Here is a 20139-nt window from a genome sequence, read left to right as displayed (position 1 = left end):
TATTTTATTGATTAAAATTCGTCCTCAGACACTAGCTAAAACTTATCAATAATGCCCAAAATCCGCTTATCCGACACCTGATACTTCGTGCCTAATTGTTGCGCAAATAAACTCACACGCAATTCCTCAATCATATAGCGAATCTCCGCAATTTCATCAGAAATTGGTTTAGATTTTGGCAGTTTAGTCAGCAATTGTTGGTAAGCCTGTTGTACCTGTTCCACGCGTAGCATCGCCGCACGGTCACGATTCACATCTTGAGCCAGTTTATCAATACGTTTATCAACGGCTTGCAGATAGCGCTGTAAATCAGGTAGGCGATCATAACCGCTCTTTTGCACAAAACCTGGATAAATCAGCCCGCTTAATTGCGCCTTAATATCGGAAAAGGCAAACGCCATCGTGAAATCCATTTTGCCTTTTAAACGTTGGTTTAAGGCATGGTTGAGGGAGAGAATTTGTTCCACTTTCTGCGCAATATCCACGGTCACTTCGTTAAGGTTTTCTCGAACGAAATCACGTAATTTTTCAAAGCCTGCTTCATCCCATACAAACCCGCCAAAATCGGCAATCAGTTTATCCACCGCACAAGCGATACAGTCATCGATCAAATCCAATACTCGACCGAATGGGGTAAAATACAGCCCTAATTTGGCTTTATTCGGCAATTTTTCATGCAGATACTTAATTGGTGATGGCACATTGAGTAGCAACAATCGACGCAAACCTTGTTGCATCGCCACCGCTTGCTCAAACTCTGTTTCAAATAGCTTAATACCTACCGCATCTTTTTCATCCACAATAGCAGGGAACGCTTTGACGCTGAAACCTCGTTGTTTTTGTTCGTAACATTGTGGTAAATCTGCAAAGCTCCAAATATGCAGCCCGCTTTGCTCAATGCCATCATCGGCCACAGCAGAAATACTTTCCTGCACGCGATCTTTTAAGTTGAATTTCAGCTCATCCAAATTCATGGATTCAGCAATTTTCTTGCCGTCTTCATCCACCACACGGAAAGTCATTTTCAAATGGCTTGGAATTTGTTCCCAATTCCAATGTTCCGCTTCTACGGTAACGCCCGTCATACGACGTAATTCATAAATTAGCGTATCTAATAACGGTTTTTCCAATGGCACAGCTCTGCTTAAAAAGGCTTGGGCATAATTAGGTGCAGGCACGAAGTTACGGCGATAAGATTTCGGCAACGATTTAATCAACGCAATCACCAATTCTTCACGCAAGCCTGGAATTTGCCAGTCAAAGCCTGTCATTTCCACTTGGTTGAGCAATGGCAACGGAATATGCACGGTCACGCCGTCCGCATCGGTACCCGGTTCAAATTGATAAGTTAATTTGAGTTTCAAATTGCCTTGATGCCAGAAATTCGGGAAATCTAGCTTACTCACTTGTTCCGCATCATCATTAATCAAAAATGAGCGTTCAAAATTAAGTAATTCGGGATCTTTTTGCTGCGCCTTTTTCCACCAGGTATCAAAATGTTTTTGAGAGACCACTTCCGTACCAATACGCTGATCATAAAATTCAAAAAGCGTGCGGTCATCCACCAAAATATCGCGACGGCGGCTTTTGTGTTCCAACTCTTCTACTTCTCGAACGAGTCGTTGATTTTCTTTGAAGAATTTATGTTTGGTATTCCAATCCCCTTCCACTAAGGCAGATTGAATAAAGATCTCACGGCTTACCGCCGGATCAATAGCACCGTAATTCACTGGTCGTGCAGCTACAATCGGCACACCGTAAAGCGTGACTTTTTCATCGGCAATCACGGCGCCACGGGATTTCGACCAACGCGGTTCGGAATAGGATTTTTTAATTAAATGCTCGGCAAGTGGTTCGATCCATTCTGGCTCGATTTCCGCCACCATACGCCCCCAAAGTTTGGAGGTTTCCACTAACTCTGCCGCCATCACCCATTTCGGTTGTTTTTTGAAAAGCACAGAATTGGGGAAAATCGCAAAATGAGCATTACGTGCGCCAAGATATTGTTGTTTCTCTGCTTCTTTTAAACCAATATGAGAAAGCAAGCCGCTTAAAAGTGCGGTATGAATTTGCTGATATTCTGCTTTTTCAGAATTAATCGGCAAGCCCATTTCACGCACGGTTAAACGAATTTGATGATAAATATCCTGCCATTCGCGAATGCGTAAATAATTTAAGAAATCCTTTTGGCATTGACGACGGAATTGGTTTTTACTTAATTCTTTTTGTTGTTCTTGTAGATAACGCCAAAGATTGAGGAAAGCCAAGAAATCCGATTTTTTATCGGCAAAACGACGATGTTTTTCATCGGAAGCTTGCTGTTTTTCTTGTGGACGCTCGCGAGGATCTTGAATGGATAACGCGGCAACAATAATCATCACTTCATGCAACGCACCTTGTGAGACAGCGGTCAGCAACATCTTCGCTAAACGAGGATCTACAGGGAGTTGAGCTAATTGACGACCTACTGCGGTTAATTGACGTTTCTCGCCCGCTTTGGTGCGAACCATTTCAAAAGCACCTAATTCTTCCAACAGTTTTATACCATCTTGAATATGGCGTTTATCTGGGGCATCCACAAATGGGAAGGCTTCAATATCATCCAAACCCAATGCTGTCATTTGCAAAATAACGGAGGCTAAATTGGTGCGCAGAATTTCAGGATCGGTAAACTCTGGACGAGAATTAAAATCCTCTTCCGAATATAAACGAATACAAATCCCTTCACTTACACGACCACAACGACCTTTACGCTGATTCGCAGAAGCCTGTGAAATGGGTTCAATCGGTAAACGTTGCACTTTGGTGCGATAGCTATAACGGGAAATGCGTGCTGTACCTGGGTCAATCACATATTTAATGCCCGGCACGGTCAATGAGGTTTCTGCGACGTTGGTCGCTAATACAATGCGATTTAATCCGCTCGGATGGAAAATTTTATTCTGTTCTTGTGCAGACAAGCGTGCAAAGAGCGGTAGAATTTCCGTGTGTTTTAGATTTTGTTTTTGTAAAGCTTCGGCGGTATCACGAATTTCTCGCTCACCGTTCATAAAGATCAAAATATCGCCCCGACCTTCCGCTTGCAGTTCATCCACCGCATTAAGAATGCCTTGTAGCTGATCTTGTTCGTCTTCTTCTACTACGGGACGATAACGCACTTCAACAGGATAGGTTCTGCCTGAGACTTCGATAATCGGGGCATTGTTGAAATGTTTGGAAAAACGTTCCACATCAATGGTCGCGGAAGTGATGATAAGTTTCAAATCACGACGACGTGGTAAAAGCTGTTTTAGATAACCAAGAATAAAATCATTGTTCAGGCTTCGTTCGTGGGCTTCATCGATAATCAAACAAGAATATTGATTGAGAAAACGATCGTTTTGAATTTCTGCTAACAGGATCCCGTCAGTCATCAATTTGATTTGTGTATCATCACTGATTTGATCGTTAAAACGAACCTTATAACCAACTAAACCGCCAAGTTCTGTTTCCAGTTCTTCCGCAATACGCGCCGCCACAGAGCGTGCAGCAATACGGCGAGGTTGAGTATGACCAATCATGCCCAAATTGCCGAAACCTAATTCCAAACACATTTTTGGCAATTGGGTGGTTTTACCTGAACCGGTTTCCCCTGCCACTACAATGACCTGATGTTCAGAAAGCAGTTTTTGAATTTCTGCTTTACGTTGGCTAACCGGTAAACTCTCTGGAAAAACAATCGGATTTTTGACCGCACTTTTACGATTTTCTACACGTAATTGGGCCTGTTCAATCTGAAGCTGAATTTCAGCAGCCACAGCTTGTTGAGCTTCTTGGCTTTTAATTTTTCCAATACCATGAATGCGGGCAGATAAACGACGTTGATCCACCAGCATGATATCCTTGAGTTTCGAAAAGAGAGATTGTTGTATCGGGTTTAATTCACGTCTGACTGATTTATTCTTCATATCTATTTACTTTTAAAACCACCGTAAGCCAAGCAAAGCCAACCAATTAAAAATAACGTTCCGCCAATTGGTGTTACCCAAACAAGGAATTTGCCTGCCCCAAGGGCAAGTGCATAAAGACTGCCGCTAAAAAGAAGGATTCCGTACGTCCAACTCCCTGCAGCAACATTAGCCATTTTGTTGGTAACCAATGACTCACGGCACAATTGCAAAATGCCAATCGATAAAATGGCGATAGTGTGGAATATTTGATATTTCACACCGGTTTCAATCCACGCCAATTCTTTAGGTTCTAAAACTTTGCTTAATCCATGAGCGGCAAAAGCACCAATACTCACACATAAAAAGCCGCTCAACGCGGCAATAAATAACCATTTATTTTTCATCTAAAATTTTCCTACTAATATCGCTAAAATACCGGCGGCGATAAGTGGACCTACCGGAATCCCACCTAAGAAAGACACACCAATAATCGTACCAATTAATAATCCAGTCACTAAAACGGGTTGTTCTCCCATTAATGGCACGCCTTTGCCTGCAAGCCACGCCACTAACGCCCCGATTAAAATAGAGATGCCCATTTTCCAATTTAAAAATGAACTGAGATCGGGCAGTTGGATTTTCCCCGAGACTAACGGCGCAAGCACACCAATCGTTAAAATGATGATCCCAATTTTTATCCCGTATTGCTCAAGTATGGGAATGTATTTGGATAATAAGGTTTGCTGCATGATTAATAACACAGCCGCTGAGATGGTGATTGCGCTGTTTTGACTCATTAAACCTAAAATGATTAAGAAAACCAACAACAACGCTACCATATTGAATTGTAATGACATAATACCTCTAAAGTGCGGTCAGAAAAATGACCATTTTTGGCATGTAAAGTTTTTGTAAATTATACCAATTTCTTGCTTTTCTGTGTTTTTTATTTACCCAAAAAAAGCTAGAATACAAAAGAACTTACTTCTCATCCTCCCTGTTTTTACTAAGGTTCCTTTGCCCTATGTCGAATGTCGTCAGCCCTGAATTGATTAAAACTGTTGTTCTACTCGCCACCAGCGTAACCATCGTGCCGCTTTTTAAGCGTATTGGCTTAGGTAGCGTATTAGGTTATTTAGTGGCAGGCTGTTTAATTGGTCCTTCGGTATTTGGCATGATAGAAGATGCGGAATCAGTTCTCCATATGGCGGAACTGGGCGTGGTGATGTTCTTATTCATTATCGGTTTGGAAATGCATCCAGAACGCTTATGGGCAATGAGAAAAGCAATCTTTGGGCGAGGTTTTCTACAAGTCGGGCTATGTGGTGTTCTGCTTACCTTTGCCGGTATCTATATTTTACATCTTCCTAAAGAAGTCGCGTTTATTGCAGGTATGGGCTTTACGCTCTCCTCTACTGCTATCGTAATGCAGGTATTAGAAGAACGCGGCATTACGAATACACCAAAAGGCCAACGGGTGATTTCAACCTTAATTTTTGAAGATTTATCCATTGTGCCATTATTGGCTTCTATTGCCTTTTTAACGCCTGAAACCAAACATATTGAACATCAAACCAACTGGACATCCATTGCTATTGCACTCGGTGCTGTTGTGGGTTTAGTGGTTGCGGGTAAATGGTTAATGAACCCTATTTTCCGCTTAATTTCAAAAGCTCACATTCGTGAAATGATGACAGCTGCCGCCTTGCTTGTGGTATTAGGCGCCGCCTTAGCCATGGAAGCGAGCGGACTTTCAATGGCGATGGGCGCATTCGTCGCCGGTGTGATGCTTTCAGAATCGGCATTCCGTCACCAACTCGAAGCGGATATTGAACCGTTCCGTGGTCTATTGCTCGGTCTTTTCTTTATGGGCGTAGGGATGTCACTTGATTTAACCTTGGTGTTCGACAATGCACTTTGGTTATTAGGTATCGTGTGCCTTTATATCATCGGCAAAGCCTTAGCCGTTTACACTGTTGCACGTATTACGAAACTTGATCGAAAAGAATCCGCTGGACGAATGACCATTATGGCGCACGGTGGTGAATTTGCATTCGTACTCTTCTCTGCCGCGACTACGGCTGGTGTAATGACAAAAGATCAAAATGCAACTTTTACTGCAGCTGTCATTATTTCGATGCTATTCTCCCCATTGATTGGTTTATTGATGCGTAAAATCAACCAACGTAAATCAACAAATCAAGAGGAAAAAGTAGATACTAGCGATCTTGATCCAATTGTGGATTTAGAAGATAGCGTACTCGTGATTGGTTTTGGTCGTTTCAGTCAAATCGTCTGTCAATCGCTTCTTGTTCGTGGCATTAACGTATCGGTGATTGACCGTAACATCGAAAACATCCGTGCGGCAGCCAAATTTGGTTTTAAAGTTTATTACGGTGATGGTATTCGTCTTGATGTGTTACGTGCTGCCGGTATCGAAAAAGCGAAATGTGTCGTCATCGGGATTAACGATACAGATCGTATTGAAAGCATTGTTCAGAACTTGAAAGATGCTTATCCGAAACTCCCTATTTTGGCGCGAACTTATGACCGTAAAACAACAGTAAGCCTGATTAAACGAGACGTAGACTTTATTGTACGTGAAACCTTTGAGTCTGCACTTACGCTCAGCCATGCAACATTAATGCAATTAGGTATCAATAAAATTGAAGCGGATGAAGTGATTGCAGAAGTTCGTTACTTAGATCAAGAACGATTGAATGAAGAAGTTTTGCATGGTTTTTCTACGGACATCATCCGAAAATATTGGATGCCTAAACCTTTCATTAAACCACATTCTGATGCTGAAGCACTAAACGAAGAAACGGCTGAGATTTTAGAAAAAGAAGATGACACCAATGACGAAGCAGCGGTTGAAACCCTTCTTCATGATGATTCTGAAGCCGAAAAACAAAAAGAAGTCGAATAATAAAAAAGCCCGATAAATCATTATCGGGCTTTTTGTTAGGCTTTCATTGTTACAATCCAGCAATTGTGGATTTGTTTATTACGCTCAAAATCAAGTGGTAAGGTTTTCGCTGAAATTTCGACCGCACTTAATCCCAATTCATCTAACGCCTCAAAATCCATTTTAAAACCTCGTTTATTGTTCGAGAACACGATGGTGCCGTTAGGGCGTAAAATACGTTTGAGATTACGCATTAATTTGATGTGGTCACGTTGAACATCCCAACTGTCTTCCATACGTTTAGAATTCGAGAATGTTGGCGGATCCACGAAAATCAAATCAAACTGGCGATCACATTTCTCTAACCACTGCAAACAATCTGCCTGAATGAGCTTGTGCTGCTTGCCTTCAATATCATTTAAAATCAGGTTTTGCTCTGCCCAGTTTAAATAGGTGTTAGACATATCCACGGTCGTCGTTGATTTTGCCCCACCTAATGCAGCATGCACCGTAGCTGAACCGGTATAAGCAAAAAGGTTGAGGAAATCTTTGCCTTTTGCCATTTCACCAACCATTTTACGGGTTAAGCGATGATCTAAGAATAACCCTGTATCTAAATAATCCGTTAAATTCACCCAAAGCTGTGCGCCGTATTCATTTACATAGAAATATTCGCCTTTATTGGCCAATTTTTCATATTGATTGGTGCCTTTTTGTTTTTGACGGACCTTCAAAATCAGTTTATTGGTTTCAATACCAGTGACTTGCAAGGTTGCAGTCACTGCATCCAATAAACGTTGACGGGCTTTATTTTCATCAATATTTTTCGGTGCGGCATACTCTTGCACCACAATATGATCGCCATAACGATCCACCGCTACGTTATATTCCGGTAAATCAGCATCATATAAACGATACGCATCAAGGCCTTGCTGTTTCGCCCATTTTTCAATTTTCTTGATATTTTTCTGTAAGCGATTCGCAAAATCCACCGCTACCGTTGAAGTGCGGTCAAATTCAAGAGGATTTTCAACCGCACTTTCTTTGCGTTCTGAAATTTGATAATTCTTTTGAACACAATCTAACGGACCATTTTTCGCTTTAAATTGACGATGTGAACGCATACGCAAGCAATCAAGCAACGTAGATTCACTACTGAAAATTGACGCATTCCAACCTCCAAATTCATTTTTAAGGCGTTGTCCAAAGACTGAATATAAAGCAATCAAAGCAGGAGTTGTGCCTAGACGTTCACCGTAAGGCGGGTTACAAATCACTGTTCCCACTTCATCTGGACTTGGATTTTTTAATGCGGCGACATCACCTTGTTTCCACTGGATTAAATGTGCCACACCTGCATTTTGTGCATTTTTTTGTGCTTTTTTCAGTACGCGATGATCGAGATCGAAGCCATAAAAATGCGGTTTAGGATTTTGATTAAAATAAGTTTCCGCTTGCTGTACCGCTTCTGCTTTCACCTTATCCCAAGCATCTTGATTATGCCCTTTCCAGCAATCAAAGCCCCAATGTAAACGATGTAATTGCGGTGCAATTTGTGCTTCCATCTGTGCCGCTTCGATTAACAAGGTACCTGAACCGCACATTGGATCCACTAAAGGCGTCCCTTTTTTCCAACCTGAACGCAGCACTATCGCAGAGGCTAAGGTTTCACGTAAAGGCGCTTGCCCTGTATCTTCACGATAACCACGTAAATGTAATGCTTCTCCACTTAAATCGAGTGAAACGACGAGCTCTTCTTTATTCAAATAAACATGAATTCGCACATCTGGATAGTCTTTATCCACATTTGGACGCGCTTTCCCTTGACGTTCAAAATAATCCACAATGGCATCTTTCACACGCATCGCACCAAATTGAGTGTGACGAATTTCTTGGTTTGTCCCGTTAAAATCGACAAAAAATGTGGATTTCTCATCAAAATAACTTAACCAATCCAGCCCTGTCACAATTGAATACAAGTCTAAATCACTATATATCTTGCCATTTACAATAGGTAACAAAATACGTGAAGCTAAACGTGACCATAATAAGCTGCGATAAAGTGTTTCATCATCAGCCTGAAAATGTACGCCGCCTTGTGCAATTTTACATTCCGTTGCACCAAGCTCTGTCAGTTCGACTTTTAAGAGTTCTTCAAAACCACGGGCAGTTGTGGCAAATAATTGTTTCATGCGTTTTCTCGATAGGGAAAAATTGGGCGGATTATAGCACGAAAGTGCGGTTAAATTTGGGGATATTTCAAGAATATTCCCCCTCTTTTGTAAAGAGGGGGCGAGGGGGAGATTTTTGATTATTTACTTAAACATTGAGCATAGCTATCAGCGGTGGCTTGAAGGAAATTCGCATAGGAATTTGGACCAAGCTGTACGTTATCACCAATAGGATCTAAACGACCAACATTAACTTTTGTACTTTGCGCAAGCGTATCAATCACTTTTGGTGTGAATTGAGGCTCCGCAAAAAGACAATTTACACGATGTTCTTCAATTTCTTCTTTGATGTGAGCAATGGTTTTTGCACCAGGTGCCACTAATGGATTAATGGTGAAATAACCGGTTTGATTTAAACCATAAGCATCGTTGAAATAGCTATAAGCATCATGGAATACAAAGAAGCCTTTATCTTTGAGTGGGGCTAATTGCGCTTTGATCTTATCGCTTTGCTCGGTCAACGTGCGGTTAAAATCGGCTAAGTTTTTCGCGATGAGCTCTTTTTTATCCGGGTGTTGTTCTGTTAATTTATCTGCGACTTTCTGTGCCACAATTTGGCTGATGGCTGGTGAATACCATAAATGCCAGTTCACGCTTAATCCATTTTCATCCACATCGTGGTGATGATGCTCATGGTCATGACCATGTTCGTGCTTATGATCGTGCCCATGTTTATGATCATGTCCGTGCTCGTGTTCATCGCCTTCATGATAATGTTCATGATGGACTTTGCTTAAAAGCGGTTTAATTTCTGGAATATCAGAAATATTGATGACTTTTTTGCTGTCAATTTGGCTAATCGGTTTTGCTAAGAAAGCATCAATATCTTCACCAACCCAAAGCACTAAATCCGCCGATTTCACTTTTTGCACATCTGAAAGTTTTAAGCTGTAATCATGTGGAGAAGCGCCTGCCGGCACTAAAACCTGTGTATCCGTCACACCGTTTGCAATAGATGATGTAATAAAACCGAGCGGTTTCACGGAGGCCAATACATCAGCATTTGCCATCATTGGAAGGGTTAAAAGTGCGGTAGAAATTGCACTCATTTTTAATACTTGTTTCATGTTTGTTTCCTTACTTTTATTGGGAATTATTCTCAAAGCCAACATAGACTACGCCTTTTTGATAAAATTGCAACATTCCAACTAAAAAAATGAAGTGATATTTCTTCATCTTGTTAAATACTTTCATTCATAAAGAAAAAGCAACGTTTTCACGTTGCTTCATTTCTTTATTTTAATAACTTATCGATTACCCTAGAAACGGCAAAAAATCCAAAGGTTGCGGTGATCATGGTTGCTGCACCAAAACCATTTGCACAATTCATGGTAGCTGATACTTCACAGCCCTCGCCCATTTTAGGGAAAATCAGAGGCTGGGTTGAAAACACCGCATCAACTGCAAATTTACGTTGTGGATTTTGGGTAAAATTAAAATCCTTACGTAAAACTGACCGCACTTTCGCCAATAATGGATCTTGGATCGTTTTGCTTAAATCAGCAATTTGGATTTTGGATGGATCTGTCTGACCACCTGCGCCACCAATAGTAATAATCTTGATTTTATTACGTTTGCAATAGGCAATCATCGCCGCTTTGGTTTTCACATTATCAATGGCATCAATCACATAATCATAGCCACGATTTAAGTATTCGGCTTGATTATCCGGTGAAATGAAATCATCGATAATATTCACCACACATTCTGGATTAATCAACTTAACGCGCTCTGCCATCACTTCCGTTTTAAGCTTGCCAATATTGCCGCTTAATGCAGGAAGTTGACGATTAATATTGGTGACACAAATATCATCCATATCAATCATAGTGATCTGCCCTACACCGCTTCGCGCCAATGCTTCCACCACCCACGAACCTACGCCGCCAATACCTATGACGCACACATGAGCCTGACACAAACGCGCCAAGCCTTCTGGTGTGTAAAGGCGGCCAATGCCGCCAAAACGTTGTTCGTAGTTATCGACTCGAGCCATTATTGTAGTACCCAAACGCGTCCATAGTGTTTTGATAACCCCGCAATATGACCCGCTTGATCGCCAATACCACGGTATAAGTCAAAGTGGTGACCATTAACTGCACCACCCACATCAAGCGCCACCATTAAGTGTAATTTGTGTGTGCCCATCCAGTTACCATCATTATCAATATCCGGCACTTCAACCAATAATACGGTTCCAGAAGGAATGACATTGCGATCAGAAGCAACAGCAGCCATTGGCACTAAAGGTACACCAGCAGAACCTTTCACTTTACCTGTCGGATCGTTTTTAAAGAAAACATAAGATGGGTTACGTTCTAACAATTCTCGTACTCGAGATGGGTTTGCTTTCCCCCATTCACGAATCGCTTGAATAGACATTTTTTCTTTTGGAATTTCACCATCTTCTACTAACAAACGACCAACCGCTTGATATTTATAGCCATTTTGGCCAGCATAGGCTAAATAATTTAAATTGCCATCACCGTAATCAACATAGCCACTCCCCTGCACGCCTAATAGGAAGTTATCCATCATTGAATCACTGTAAGCGAGCTCTAAGCCTTGTCCTGCCAATGCACCATTATAAATTTCTGCACGGCTATAACGTTTATAGCTTGGCATCGCATAAATTGGATGTTGATATTGACCTTGTGCAGTACGGCGTGCATGAATCACCGGCGAATAATAACCTGTCATCAACACGTTTTGATAACCATCAAAACCTTTCATAATCTGAGGATTAATGCCGTATTGTGCTAATTCATTTACATTTGCTCCTGCAAGCACCCAGTTAGTGATTTTGCCATAATTCGCCGCAAAGCGATTTGTTAATGAATTTGAATAATCTCGAACATTCGTCAACTGCGTTAAAAAATCACCTTGGTTAACGACCGCACTTTTGTTCTCCACGGAGGCTACTGGACTTAAAATAGCTTGTTGATAAGTACGTCCACTATACTTTGCTCCGAATTTTTGAGGATCGTCGCCTGTCGCAGTACGCGGCAAGCTAGAATTATTTTTTGAAGAGACTTTACTTGGTGCTGAACCACATGATGCAAGCACTGAAACAGCCGCCATCACAGAAAGAATTTTTACGGCGAGATTTTGACGAAATTTCATTCTTATTTTCCTAAATTAAACTAACTAATACAAAGTTGCATACGCTATCAAAAATTCCCTTTTTGGACTAGTACTATTTCATAAAATGATTAATTAATATTCACATTGTTTATTTTCTTAACAAACGGAAAGTCAAATTCAGTTTAAATCTTGCAATAATTTTTGAAACGAGTATATTACGCGCCATCAGACGCGGGGTGGAGCAGCTTGGTAGCTCGTCGGGCTCATAACCCGAAGGCCGTCGGTTCAAATCCGGCCCCCGCAACCAAATTACAAAGCACCGAAATTTCGGTGCTTTTTTTGTATTTGGATAAAGGTAAATTTAATCGAAATAAAAAAGCACAATGCTGTGAAACATTATGCCTTTATCCATCAATCTTATTAGATTTGATACTTTGTCTTATCGCCAATATCAAAATGCAATGGCATTCGCCATTTTTGAACCGCAAGAATCAATAATAATCCACCGACGATCAACGATAAAATTCGGGCAATCCAGCCACCTTCAAATACCCAAGCAAACCAAAGTGCGGCGACAAATGCAGGTTGTAAATTTAATAGCGGTACTCTAAAACAGAAGTATTCTTTAAAGCATAAACCGCCCAATGTGACCAATGCACCACCTAACGCTAATTCATGCCAACCTAAAAGCGCACATAAGAGTGCGAGCCACGTGGCAAATTGGAATGTTAAGCGGAAATGTTTTAAATAAATATGAAGGGATGATGCACAACAAGTTGCCGCAACCAACACGGCAATTTGAGCCTGTTGAGGATACCAAGTTAAAGCCAAGATGCTAAATGCCGCAATGACAAAGCCTGTGCGATAAATAATGACGGTGAGTTTATCCCAAACATCCATTGGAGATTGAATATGTGGATCGGCCATGTAATTTCCTTATTTTTGATGATAAAAAGTGCGGTCAAAAACACTCTCATTTTTGACCGCACTTTACATTGAGATTATTTTAATCGATCTAAAATCTTTTGATGAATGCCACCAAAGCTACCGTTTGACATCACAAGAATGTGATCCGTTGGTTTTGCTTCCGCCACAATCATATCGACTAACTTATCAATGCTTCCTGTGTAATGTGCCGGTTGAACACATTGTCCTGCAATTTCAGCCACATCCCATGGAATATTATCTGGTTGTAGCATAAATACGGCATCGGCACGTCCAAGTGCGGGTGCAATTTCATCTTTATGGACGCCCATTTTCATGGTGTTTGAACAAGGCTCTAATACGGCAAGAATACGTACGCCACCGCCAACTTTGTCACGCAACGCAGTGAGTGTCGCAAGAATGGCTTCTGGATGGTGAGCGAAGTCATCATAAACCGTAATCCCGTTTACTTCCCCCTTCACTTCTAAACGACGTTTTGCATTGATAAAGCTGCCTAATGCCTGACATGCATCTTCAATTTTCACACCCGCATGGTAAGCCGCCGCAATCGCCATTAAAGCATTGTGCATATTGTGCTGCCCAACAATATTCCATTTCACTTCTGCAACTTTTTGGCCGTGATGGAATACGGCAAATTCAGAGCAATCATTAGTAATACGTTCCGCAAACCATTCCTTATCTTTACCGATAAATTGCTGTTCTGACCAACATCCCATATTGAGGGTTTCTTTCACGCTCTGTTCATCTGCAAAAGAAAGAACGCGTCCTGTAGAAGGAATGGTGCGGATCATATGATGGAATTGACGCTGGATCGCGTGAAGATCATCGAAGATGTCAGCATGATCGAAGCTAATGTTATTAATGATCAAGGTTTTCGGATTGTAATGTACAAATTTAGAACGTTTATCAAAGAACGCCGTATCATATTCATCTGCTTCAATCACGAAGAACTCGCTTTCCCCTAAACGAGCAGATGTACCAAAATTCCCCGCAATACCACCGATTAGAAAACCGGGTTTTAATCCATTTTGTTCTAAAATCCAAGTCAACATGCCCGTTGTTGTGGTTTTACCATGTGTACCTGAAACCGCCAATACCCAACGATTACGCAACAAATGGTCGTGTAACCATTGCGGGCCAGATGTATAAGGCAACGCATTATCCAAAACATATTCCACACAAGGATTACCACGTTTCATGGCATTGCCAACAATCACCATATCGGGTGCAGGCTTAAGTTGAGCCACATCATAATTAGGAATAATTTCAATACCCTGCTCTTGTAAAAAAGTGCTCATTGGCGGGTAAACATTGGTATCGGAGCCCGTTACTTTATAACCCATTTGTTTGGCAATCATCGCAACACCACCCATAAAGGTCCCGCAGATGCCTAAAATATGAATATGTTTCATTGTTCTTCTCTAGTTGCTAAAAATGCTGACTATGATAAATCAACTCAAAGATTGAGTAAATAAGGGCTGTTTACATAAACAGCCCTCTTTCTTATTTGATTCGGTCAAAGCCTTCTTGAAGATCGGCAATTAATTCATCCGTGTCTTCAAATCCAATATGCAGACGAATTAATGAACCTGTTAATTTGCGCTCAATACTCGGACGAATTTTCGCAATTTCTTCTGGTTGATTACATAAAATGAGCGATTCAAACCCACCCCAAGAATAAGCCATTGTGAAAAGATCAAAATGATCCATAAAGGCAGAAAGCTCTTCATCGTTTAAACGTTTATGTAATTCAAAAGAAAATAAACCGCTTGCACCAGTAAAATCACGTTTAAAGTTTTCATGACCTGGACAGCTTGGTAACGCTGGATGATAAACTGCTTTCACTTGTGGTTGTTCACTTAACCATTTGGCGACTTTTAAACTACTTTCATGATGTTGTTTTAATCGCACACCTAAGGTACGAATACCGCGTGCTGTCGTATAAGCAGAATCCGCATCGACCATTTGTCCCATTAAATAGGAATGTTCGCGCAATTTATCCCAAGTACGCGCATTAGCCACTGCGGTACCGATCATAATATCAGAATGCCCCACTAAATATTTGGTCCCAGCTTGAATAGAAATATCAATACCGTGTTCTAACGCTTTGAATAGTACGCCTCCTGCCCATGTATTATCGATCATAATGACGATTTCAGGACTTACGGCTCGAACCGCTTTAACAATCGCAGGAATATCTGGCACCTCCATTGTTAAAGAACTTGGTGACTCTAAAAATAAGACTTTCGTGTTTGGCTGCACAAGTTTCGCAATCTCCGTGCCTATCATGGGATCATAATAGGTCGTATCAATATGCATTTTTTTCAAAATCACATTGCAAAAATCTTGTGTTGGCTCATAAGCAGCACCTGTCATTAAAACGTGATCGCCCGTTTCTACAAAGGATAAAATAGCATTGGTTACCGCTGCGGCACCACAAGGATAAAGGTAACAACCAGCCCCCCCTTCCATTTCACACATTAAATCTTGAAGTGCAAAGTGTGTTAACGTGCCACGACGTCCATAGAAAAGCTCTCCCTTGTAACGATTTTTTGTACAATGTTTTTTATCAGCAATAGTGTCAAACACTAAAGAAGAGGCACGTTGGACCACTGGGTTTACCGCCCCTTGGGTAAAACGTTTTTTACGTCCGGCATGAACCAGTGTCGTTGATAAAGTATGATGTTCTGACATATATTTCACCTGTAACTTAGACAATATTAATTAATTCAATAGATAAAAACAGCTGTTAAAGTGTGGTTAATTTTTTTAGAATACTAACCGAGTTTTTGCGTTAGCAAAATTTTTATTAACATTTATATAGGAATTATGACTATGGTATTAGTAACTCGTCAAGCTCCAGATTTTACTTCCTCTGCAGTTTTAGGCAATGGTGAAATCGTTAACAACTTCAATTTCAAAAAACACGTTAATGGTAAAGCTGCGGTATTATTCTTCTACCCATTAGACTTTACTTTCGTTTGCCCATCTGAATTAATCGCATTCGACCACCGTTATGAAGAATTCAAAAAACGTGGTGTTGAAGTTGTTGGTGTATCTATCGACTCAGAATTCACTCACAATGCATGGCGTAATACCCCAACTGAAAACGGCGGTATCGGTGCAGTTAAATATGCATTAGCAGCTGACGTTAAACACGAAATCGCTAAAGCATACGGTATCGAACACCCAGAAGAAGGTGTGGCATTACGTGCTTCATTCTTAATCGACAAAAACGGCGTTGTTCGTCACCAAATCGTAAACGACTTACCATTAGGTCGTAACATCGATGAAATGTTACGTATGGTAGATGCGTTACAATTCCACGAAGAACACGGTGAAGTTTGCCCTGCTCAATGGGAAAAAGGCAAAGAAGGTATGAAAGACAGCCCAGAAGGTGTTGCTAAATACTTGAAACAAAACGCTGACAAACTTTAATTTTAAGAAAAAGCCACATTAAGTGGCTTTTTTTATTTTTGTAGATCCTTTAAAATGAACGTATCTTTAACCAAAGTGCGGTTATTTTTATGAAATATAATGTTCCCATTTTCCTGACGATTCTCCGAGTGATTTTAATCCCATTCTTCGTTTTGGCGTTTTATCTCCCTATCCCTTCAGCGCCTTTTATTACCACTCTTATTTTCTTTATAGCTGGTGTCACTGACTGGTTTGATGGCTATCTTGCTCGAAAATTAAAACAAACAACTCGCTTCGGTGCTTTCCTTGATCCTGTAGCTGATAAAGTGATGGTGATTACTGCCCTTGTGTTAATCGTGGAATATCAACATTCTTTCTGGATTACTATCCCTGCTATTATTATGATTTCACGTGAAATTATTATCTCTGCTTTACGTGAATGGATGGCTGAATTGGGTGAACGTAATAAAGTGGCCGTTTCATGGTTGGGAAAAGTGAAGACAACCTCTCAAATGCTAGCTTTAGGTGGATTACTCTGGCGATATAACGTTTATATGGAAACATTGGCAATCATACTACTCTACTTGGCTGCGATTTTAACAGTGTGGTCAATGCTCCAATACTTGAAAGCAGCTAAAGGCAGCTTGTTAGATAACATTGAATTATAGAATTGGCTAAATTTTAAATAAAAGGTGCGGTTATTTTAATCGCACCTTTTGTTTTTGAATTATTTTTAACCAATCAAAAAAATTTTTTACGAATTTTATTTGACACAATAAGATAAATCCGTAAAATACGCCCCGTTGTTTGGCAACAAGCAAATGCGGGAATAGCTCAGTTGGTAGAGCACGACCTTGCCAAGGTCGGGGTCGCGAGTTCGAGCCTCGTTTCCCGCTCCAATTTGCCCGAGTGGTGGAATCGGTAGACACAAGGGATTTAAAATCCCTCGCCTTTCGAGGCGTGCCAGTTCAAGTCTGGCTTCGGGCACCATTTCAAAATCATACCAGTGGGTCGTTAGCTCAGTCGGTAGAGCAGCGGACTTTTAATCCGTTGGTCGAAGGTTCGAATCCTTCACGACCCACCACTTTAAATCAGCACCTTAACGGGTGTTTTTTTATACCTAAAATTTAGGGGAACGACTTACCTCCCCCTTTTTCTAAAACACATAAAAAAATAACCGCACTTGCGTACGGTTACTTATCTATAGTTATTTTAAACGATTAGCCGTGATAACGTCCTACGCCTAATTCATCTTCTTTACGAGTACGGTTCATCACTTCTTGTGGAGATTGAGCAATACGTAATCCCATTTGATCTTCAGTACGTACCACATCGCCACGTAGAGAGTTAGTATAAACATCGGTAATCTTGATATCGACAAACTTACCAATCATATCTGGAGAACCTTGGAAATTCACAATACGATTGTTTTCAGTACGTCCTGTTAATTCCATAATATCTTTCTTAGACGGCCCTTCCACCAACACACGTTGCTCTGTGCCAAGCATACGACGGCTATATTGCGCCGCTTGTTGGTTGATACGCTCTTGTAAAAGATAAAGACGTTGTTTTTTCTCTTCTTCAGTGACATCATCTGACATGTCTGCTGCAGGTGTACCTGGACGCGCAGAATAGATAAAGCTAAAGCTCATATCAAAATTCACTTGTGCAATTAGATTCATTGTTTGTTCAAACTCTTCATTGGTTTCACCTGGGAAGCCAACAATGAAATCTGAGCTGATTTGGATATTTGGACGCACTGCACGTAATTTACGAATGATCGATTTATATTCTAACGCGGTATGACCACGTTTCATCATGGTTAAAATACGGTCAGAACCAGCTTGTACCGGCAAGTGAACGAAGTCCACTAATTCTGGTGTATCGCGATACACGTCAATAATATCGTCAGTAAATTCGATTGGGTGACTCGTGGTAAAACGTAAACGGTCGATACCGTCAATAGACGCTACTAAACGCAATAAGTCCGCAAATGTACAGATACCGCCATCAAATGTCGGGCCACGATACGCATTTACGTTTTGGCCTAATAAATTGATTTCACGAACACCTTGATCGGCTAACTGCGCAATTTCAAATAATACATCATCAACAGGACGGCTCACTTCTTCACCACGGGTATAAGGCACCACGCAGTAAGTACAATATTTATTACAACCTTCCATAATAGACACAAACGCAGTTGGACCTTCTGCGCGAGGTTCCGGTAAGCGGTCAAATTTCTCAATTTCAGGGAAACTCACATCCACCACCGAACTTTTACCGCCACGAATTTGGTTAATCATTTCTGGTAAGCGATGTAAAGTTTGCGGACCAAATACGATATCCACATAAGGTGCACGATGACGAATATGCTCACCTTCTTGTGAAGCCACACAACCGCCCACACCAATCACTAAGTTTGGATTTTGTTTTTTTAATTCTTTCCAACGACCTAACTGATGGAACACTTTTTCTTGTGCTTTTTCACGGATAGAACAGGTATTTAGAAGTAACACATCTGCTTCTTCTGGAATATCAGTTAATTCCAAACCATGTGTATTTAAGAGAAGATCGGCCATTTTTGATGAATCGTATTCATTCATCTGACAGCCCCATGTTTTAATATGTAATTTTTGCGTCATATTGCTTAAAAAATAAAGATTAGTAAAAAGATAAAATCGGTCGGCTATTGTACAGATTTGTAGGAATGCTGGCTAGTGTAAAATGGACTTTTACCCCTTTCGGTATAGAAAAAGTGCGGTTAAAATCACCTGAATTTTAACCGCACTTTGTTTAGTATCCTTCTTCCTCCATATTTGGCAGGAATGTTTTTTGTTTAATTCGTTTCACTCTCGTTTCAATTCGTCCATCTGGATATAGCTCAATTTCACGCCAACCTGGTTGTAAGGTATCTAAAGCAAAATGGTTGCTGTCCGGTTTAAATTGAATACACGTCGCTGGTGTTGCCATGGTTTGATAACCTTGCCAATAGCCATCAACTTCTTGATGAATATGACCGTATAAAATCCCTTTTACATTGTTGAATTGAGCCAGAACCAATGAGAATTCATGAGCATTCCGTAAGTTATGCTGATCAAGCCATGCTGAATTTGTTGGCAATAAATGGTGATGTAAGACGACTAAGCTATGACGCGCTGGATTTTCCGCTAATTTCATTTTTAACCAATCTAGCTGATAAGCACTTAATTCGCCATGAGGCACACCAGAAACTTGGCTATCTAACAAAATCACTTGCCAATGTTTTCCAAGAAGTAAATGTTTTGACGCATTAATAGGCGGTTGGCTTAAATGCTCGACCATTTTGGGTTGAAAATCATGGTTACCCGGAAGCCAAAATACTGACTTATTTAACGGTTTAACCATTTCAATAAATCGTAGATAGCCTTCATCGCTACTATCTTGTACCAAATCACCGGTTGCAAGCACGACATCATAATTAAAAGACTCTGCCTGAATTTCTTTTAATACCTGAGAAAAGCTTTCATGCGTATTGATGCCTAATAAGTCTTTGCTTGTATCCTTAAATAAATGAGGATCGGTAATTTGTAATAATTTGACGATCTCACTCGCGAATTCGCATTCAAATGTATTGCTCATGGGA

Annotated in this window: 15 protein-coding genes and 4 tRNA genes; 7 read left to right on the top strand and 12 right to left on the bottom strand. The window is 40.7% G+C overall.

The annotated features are described in order from the left end of the window. Positions 1–35 precede the first annotated feature (35 nt). The 3 genes from hrpA to HMPREF3020_RS05290 are packed head-to-tail and all read right to left on the bottom strand — an operon-like array spanning position 36 to position 4786. Positions 36–3947, bottom strand: coding sequence for an ATP-dependent RNA helicase HrpA (gene hrpA, locus HMPREF3020_RS05300; RefSeq protein ID WP_070775781.1), 3912 nt, complete (start codon positions 3945–3947; stop codon positions 36–38). A gap of 2 nt (positions 3948–3949) precedes the next feature. Then, positions 3950–4333, bottom strand: coding sequence for a DUF423 domain-containing protein (locus HMPREF3020_RS05295; protein WP_070775780.1), 384 nt, complete (start codon positions 4331–4333; stop codon positions 3950–3952). Beyond that, positions 4334–4786, bottom strand: a complete 453-nt coding sequence (locus HMPREF3020_RS05290) for a DUF441 domain-containing protein (protein ID WP_005697212.1) — start codon at positions 4784–4786, stop codon at positions 4334–4336. A 167-nt stretch (positions 4787–4953) separates the two neighbouring features. On the opposite strand from HMPREF3020_RS05290, the gene HMPREF3020_RS05285 reads away from it, so the two are divergent. Next, positions 4954–6858 (top strand): monovalent cation:proton antiporter-2 (CPA2) family protein, encoded by a 1905-nt coding sequence (locus HMPREF3020_RS05285; RefSeq protein WP_070775779.1) that lies wholly within the window; start codon positions 4954–4956, stop codon positions 6856–6858. A 35-nt stretch (positions 6859–6893) separates the two neighbouring features. Here HMPREF3020_RS05285 and rlmKL read toward each other — a convergent pair whose 3' ends face one another. From rlmKL to mltA, 4 genes are all read right to left on the bottom strand, one after another. After that, positions 6894–9029 carry a bifunctional 23S rRNA (guanine(2069)-N(7))-methyltransferase RlmK/23S rRNA (guanine(2445)-N(2))-methyltransferase RlmL gene (gene rlmKL, locus HMPREF3020_RS05280; protein WP_070775778.1) on the bottom strand — a complete coding sequence of 712 codons (2136 nt, stop codon included), beginning with the start codon at positions 9027–9029 and terminating at the stop codon, positions 6894–6896. Between the two features lie 119 nt (positions 9030–9148). Continuing rightward, positions 9149–10135, bottom strand: a complete 987-nt coding sequence (gene znuA, locus HMPREF3020_RS05275; protein ID WP_070775777.1) for a zinc ABC transporter substrate-binding protein ZnuA — start codon at positions 10133–10135, stop codon at positions 9149–9151. A 167-nt stretch (positions 10136–10302) separates the two neighbouring features. Beyond that, a complete protein-coding gene (gene tcdA / locus HMPREF3020_RS05270; protein ID WP_070775776.1) occupies positions 10303–11064 on the bottom strand; it encodes a tRNA cyclic N6-threonylcarbamoyladenosine(37) synthase TcdA in 762 nt (253 codons plus the stop codon). After that, positions 11064–12191 (bottom strand): murein transglycosylase A, encoded by a 1128-nt coding sequence (gene mltA / locus HMPREF3020_RS05265; RefSeq protein ID WP_070775775.1) that lies wholly within the window; start codon positions 12189–12191, stop codon positions 11064–11066. The genes tcdA and mltA overlap by 1 nt, the downstream gene beginning before the upstream one ends. Before the next feature lie 191 nt (positions 12192–12382). Here mltA and HMPREF3020_RS05260 point away from each other — a divergent pair. Continuing rightward, a tRNA-Met gene (locus HMPREF3020_RS05260) sits at positions 12383–12459 on the top strand. 113 nt (positions 12460–12572) lie between these two features. On the opposite strand, the gene HMPREF3020_RS05255 is transcribed toward HMPREF3020_RS05260, so the two are convergent. From HMPREF3020_RS05255 to metC, 3 genes are all read right to left on the bottom strand, one after another. After that, on the bottom strand, positions 12573–13079 hold the full coding sequence (locus tag HMPREF3020_RS05255; protein WP_070775774.1) for a DUF2301 domain-containing membrane protein: 507 nt from the start codon (positions 13077–13079) through the stop codon (positions 12573–12575). A 74-nt stretch (positions 13080–13153) separates the two neighbouring features. Continuing rightward, complete coding sequence (gene mpl / locus HMPREF3020_RS05250) at positions 13154–14509, bottom strand: UDP-N-acetylmuramate:L-alanyl-gamma-D-glutamyl-meso-diaminopimelate ligase (protein WP_070775773.1); 1356 nt, start codon at positions 14507–14509, stop codon at positions 13154–13156. 91 nt (positions 14510–14600) lie between these two features. Continuing rightward, positions 14601–15791, bottom strand: a complete 1191-nt coding sequence (metC, locus tag HMPREF3020_RS05245) for a cystathionine beta-lyase (protein WP_070775772.1) — start codon at positions 15789–15791, stop codon at positions 14601–14603. 141 nt (positions 15792–15932) lie between these two features. On the opposite strand from metC, the gene HMPREF3020_RS05240 reads away from it, so the two are divergent. From HMPREF3020_RS05240 to HMPREF3020_RS05220, 5 genes are all read left to right on the top strand, one after another. Further along, entirely contained in the window at positions 15933–16535 is a 603-nt protein-coding gene (locus HMPREF3020_RS05240) for a peroxiredoxin C (protein WP_049370140.1), read from the top strand. Positions 16536–16624: 89 nt separating this feature from the next. Beyond that, positions 16625–17182 carry a CDP-diacylglycerol--glycerol-3-phosphate 3-phosphatidyltransferase gene (pgsA, locus tag HMPREF3020_RS05235; protein WP_070775771.1) on the top strand — a complete coding sequence of 186 codons (558 nt, stop codon included), beginning with the start codon at positions 16625–16627 and terminating at the stop codon, positions 17180–17182. 155 nt (positions 17183–17337) lie between these two features. After that, positions 17338–17413 (top strand) — tRNA-Gly (locus HMPREF3020_RS05230). A gap of 4 nt (positions 17414–17417) precedes the next feature. Beyond that, positions 17418–17504: transfer RNA gene (locus HMPREF3020_RS05225), tRNA-Leu, on the top strand. Positions 17505–17522: 18 nt separating this feature from the next. After that, a tRNA-Lys gene (locus tag HMPREF3020_RS05220) sits at positions 17523–17598 on the top strand. Between the two features lie 136 nt (positions 17599–17734). On the opposite strand, the gene miaB is transcribed toward HMPREF3020_RS05220, so the two are convergent. Both miaB and cpdA read right to left on the bottom strand, forming a co-directional pair. Continuing rightward, positions 17735–19159 (bottom strand): tRNA (N6-isopentenyl adenosine(37)-C2)-methylthiotransferase MiaB, encoded by a 1425-nt coding sequence (gene miaB, locus HMPREF3020_RS05215; RefSeq protein ID WP_070775770.1) that lies wholly within the window; start codon positions 19157–19159, stop codon positions 17735–17737. Between the two features lie 151 nt (positions 19160–19310). Then, the gene (cpdA, locus tag HMPREF3020_RS05210) at positions 19311–20135 is read right to left on the bottom strand and encodes a 3',5'-cyclic-AMP phosphodiesterase (RefSeq protein WP_070775769.1); all 825 of its coding nucleotides are present in this window, start codon (positions 20133–20135) and stop codon (positions 19311–19313) included. Positions 20136–20139 lie beyond the last annotated feature (4 nt).

The sequence above is a fragment of the Haemophilus sp. HMSC068C11 genome (assembly GCF_001815355.1).
Classification (GTDB): Bacteria; Pseudomonadota; Gammaproteobacteria; order Enterobacterales; family Pasteurellaceae; genus Haemophilus_D.
The sequence above is the reverse complement of the archived record's forward strand: the minus strand, read 5'-3'. Positions and strand labels throughout refer to the sequence as shown.

Bases quoted from the DNA above. Each gene is read 5' to 3' on its own strand.
- HMPREF3020_RS05295 (WP_070775780.1), bottom strand. From the start codon at position 4,333: ATGAAAAATAAATGGTTATTTATTGCCGCGTTGAGCGGCTTTTTATGT.
- tcdA (WP_070775776.1), bottom strand. From the start codon at position 11,064: ATGGCTCGAGTCGATAACTACGAACAACGTTTTGGCGGCATTGGCCGC.
- HMPREF3020_RS05290 (WP_005697212.1), bottom strand. From the start codon at position 4,786: ATGTCATTACAATTCAATATGGTAGCGTTGTTGTTGGTTTTCTTAATC.
- HMPREF3020_RS05285 (WP_070775779.1), top strand. From the start codon at position 4,954: ATGTCGAATGTCGTCAGCCCTGAATTGATTAAAACTGTTGTTCTACTC.
- pgsA (WP_070775771.1), top strand. From the start codon at position 16,625: ATGAAATATAATGTTCCCATTTTCCTGACGATTCTCCGAGTGATTTTA.
- rlmKL (WP_070775778.1), bottom strand. From the start codon at position 9,029: ATGAAACAATTATTTGCCACAACTGCCCGTGGTTTTGAAGAACTCTTA.
- metC (WP_070775772.1), bottom strand. From the start codon at position 15,791: ATGTCAGAACATCATACTTTATCAACGACACTGGTTCATGCCGGACGT.
- miaB (WP_070775770.1), bottom strand. From the start codon at position 19,159: ATGACGCAAAAATTACATATTAAAACATGGGGCTGTCAGATGAATGAA.
- HMPREF3020_RS05255 (WP_070775774.1), bottom strand. From the start codon at position 13,079: ATGGCCGATCCACATATTCAATCTCCAATGGATGTTTGGGATAAACTC.
- znuA (WP_070775777.1), bottom strand. From the start codon at position 10,135: ATGAAACAAGTATTAAAAATGAGTGCAATTTCTACCGCACTTTTAACC.
- cpdA (WP_070775769.1), bottom strand. From the start codon at position 20,135: ATGAGCAATACATTTGAATGCGAATTCGCGAGTGAGATCGTCAAATTA.
- HMPREF3020_RS05240 (WP_049370140.1), top strand. From the start codon at position 15,933: ATGGTATTAGTAACTCGTCAAGCTCCAGATTTTACTTCCTCTGCAGTT.
- mpl (WP_070775773.1), bottom strand. From the start codon at position 14,509: ATGAAACATATTCATATTTTAGGCATCTGCGGGACCTTTATGGGTGGT.
- mltA (WP_070775775.1), bottom strand. From the start codon at position 12,191: ATGAAATTTCGTCAAAATCTCGCCGTAAAAATTCTTTCTGTGATGGCG.
- hrpA (WP_070775781.1), bottom strand. From the start codon at position 3,947: ATGAAGAATAAATCAGTCAGACGTGAATTAAACCCGATACAACAATCT.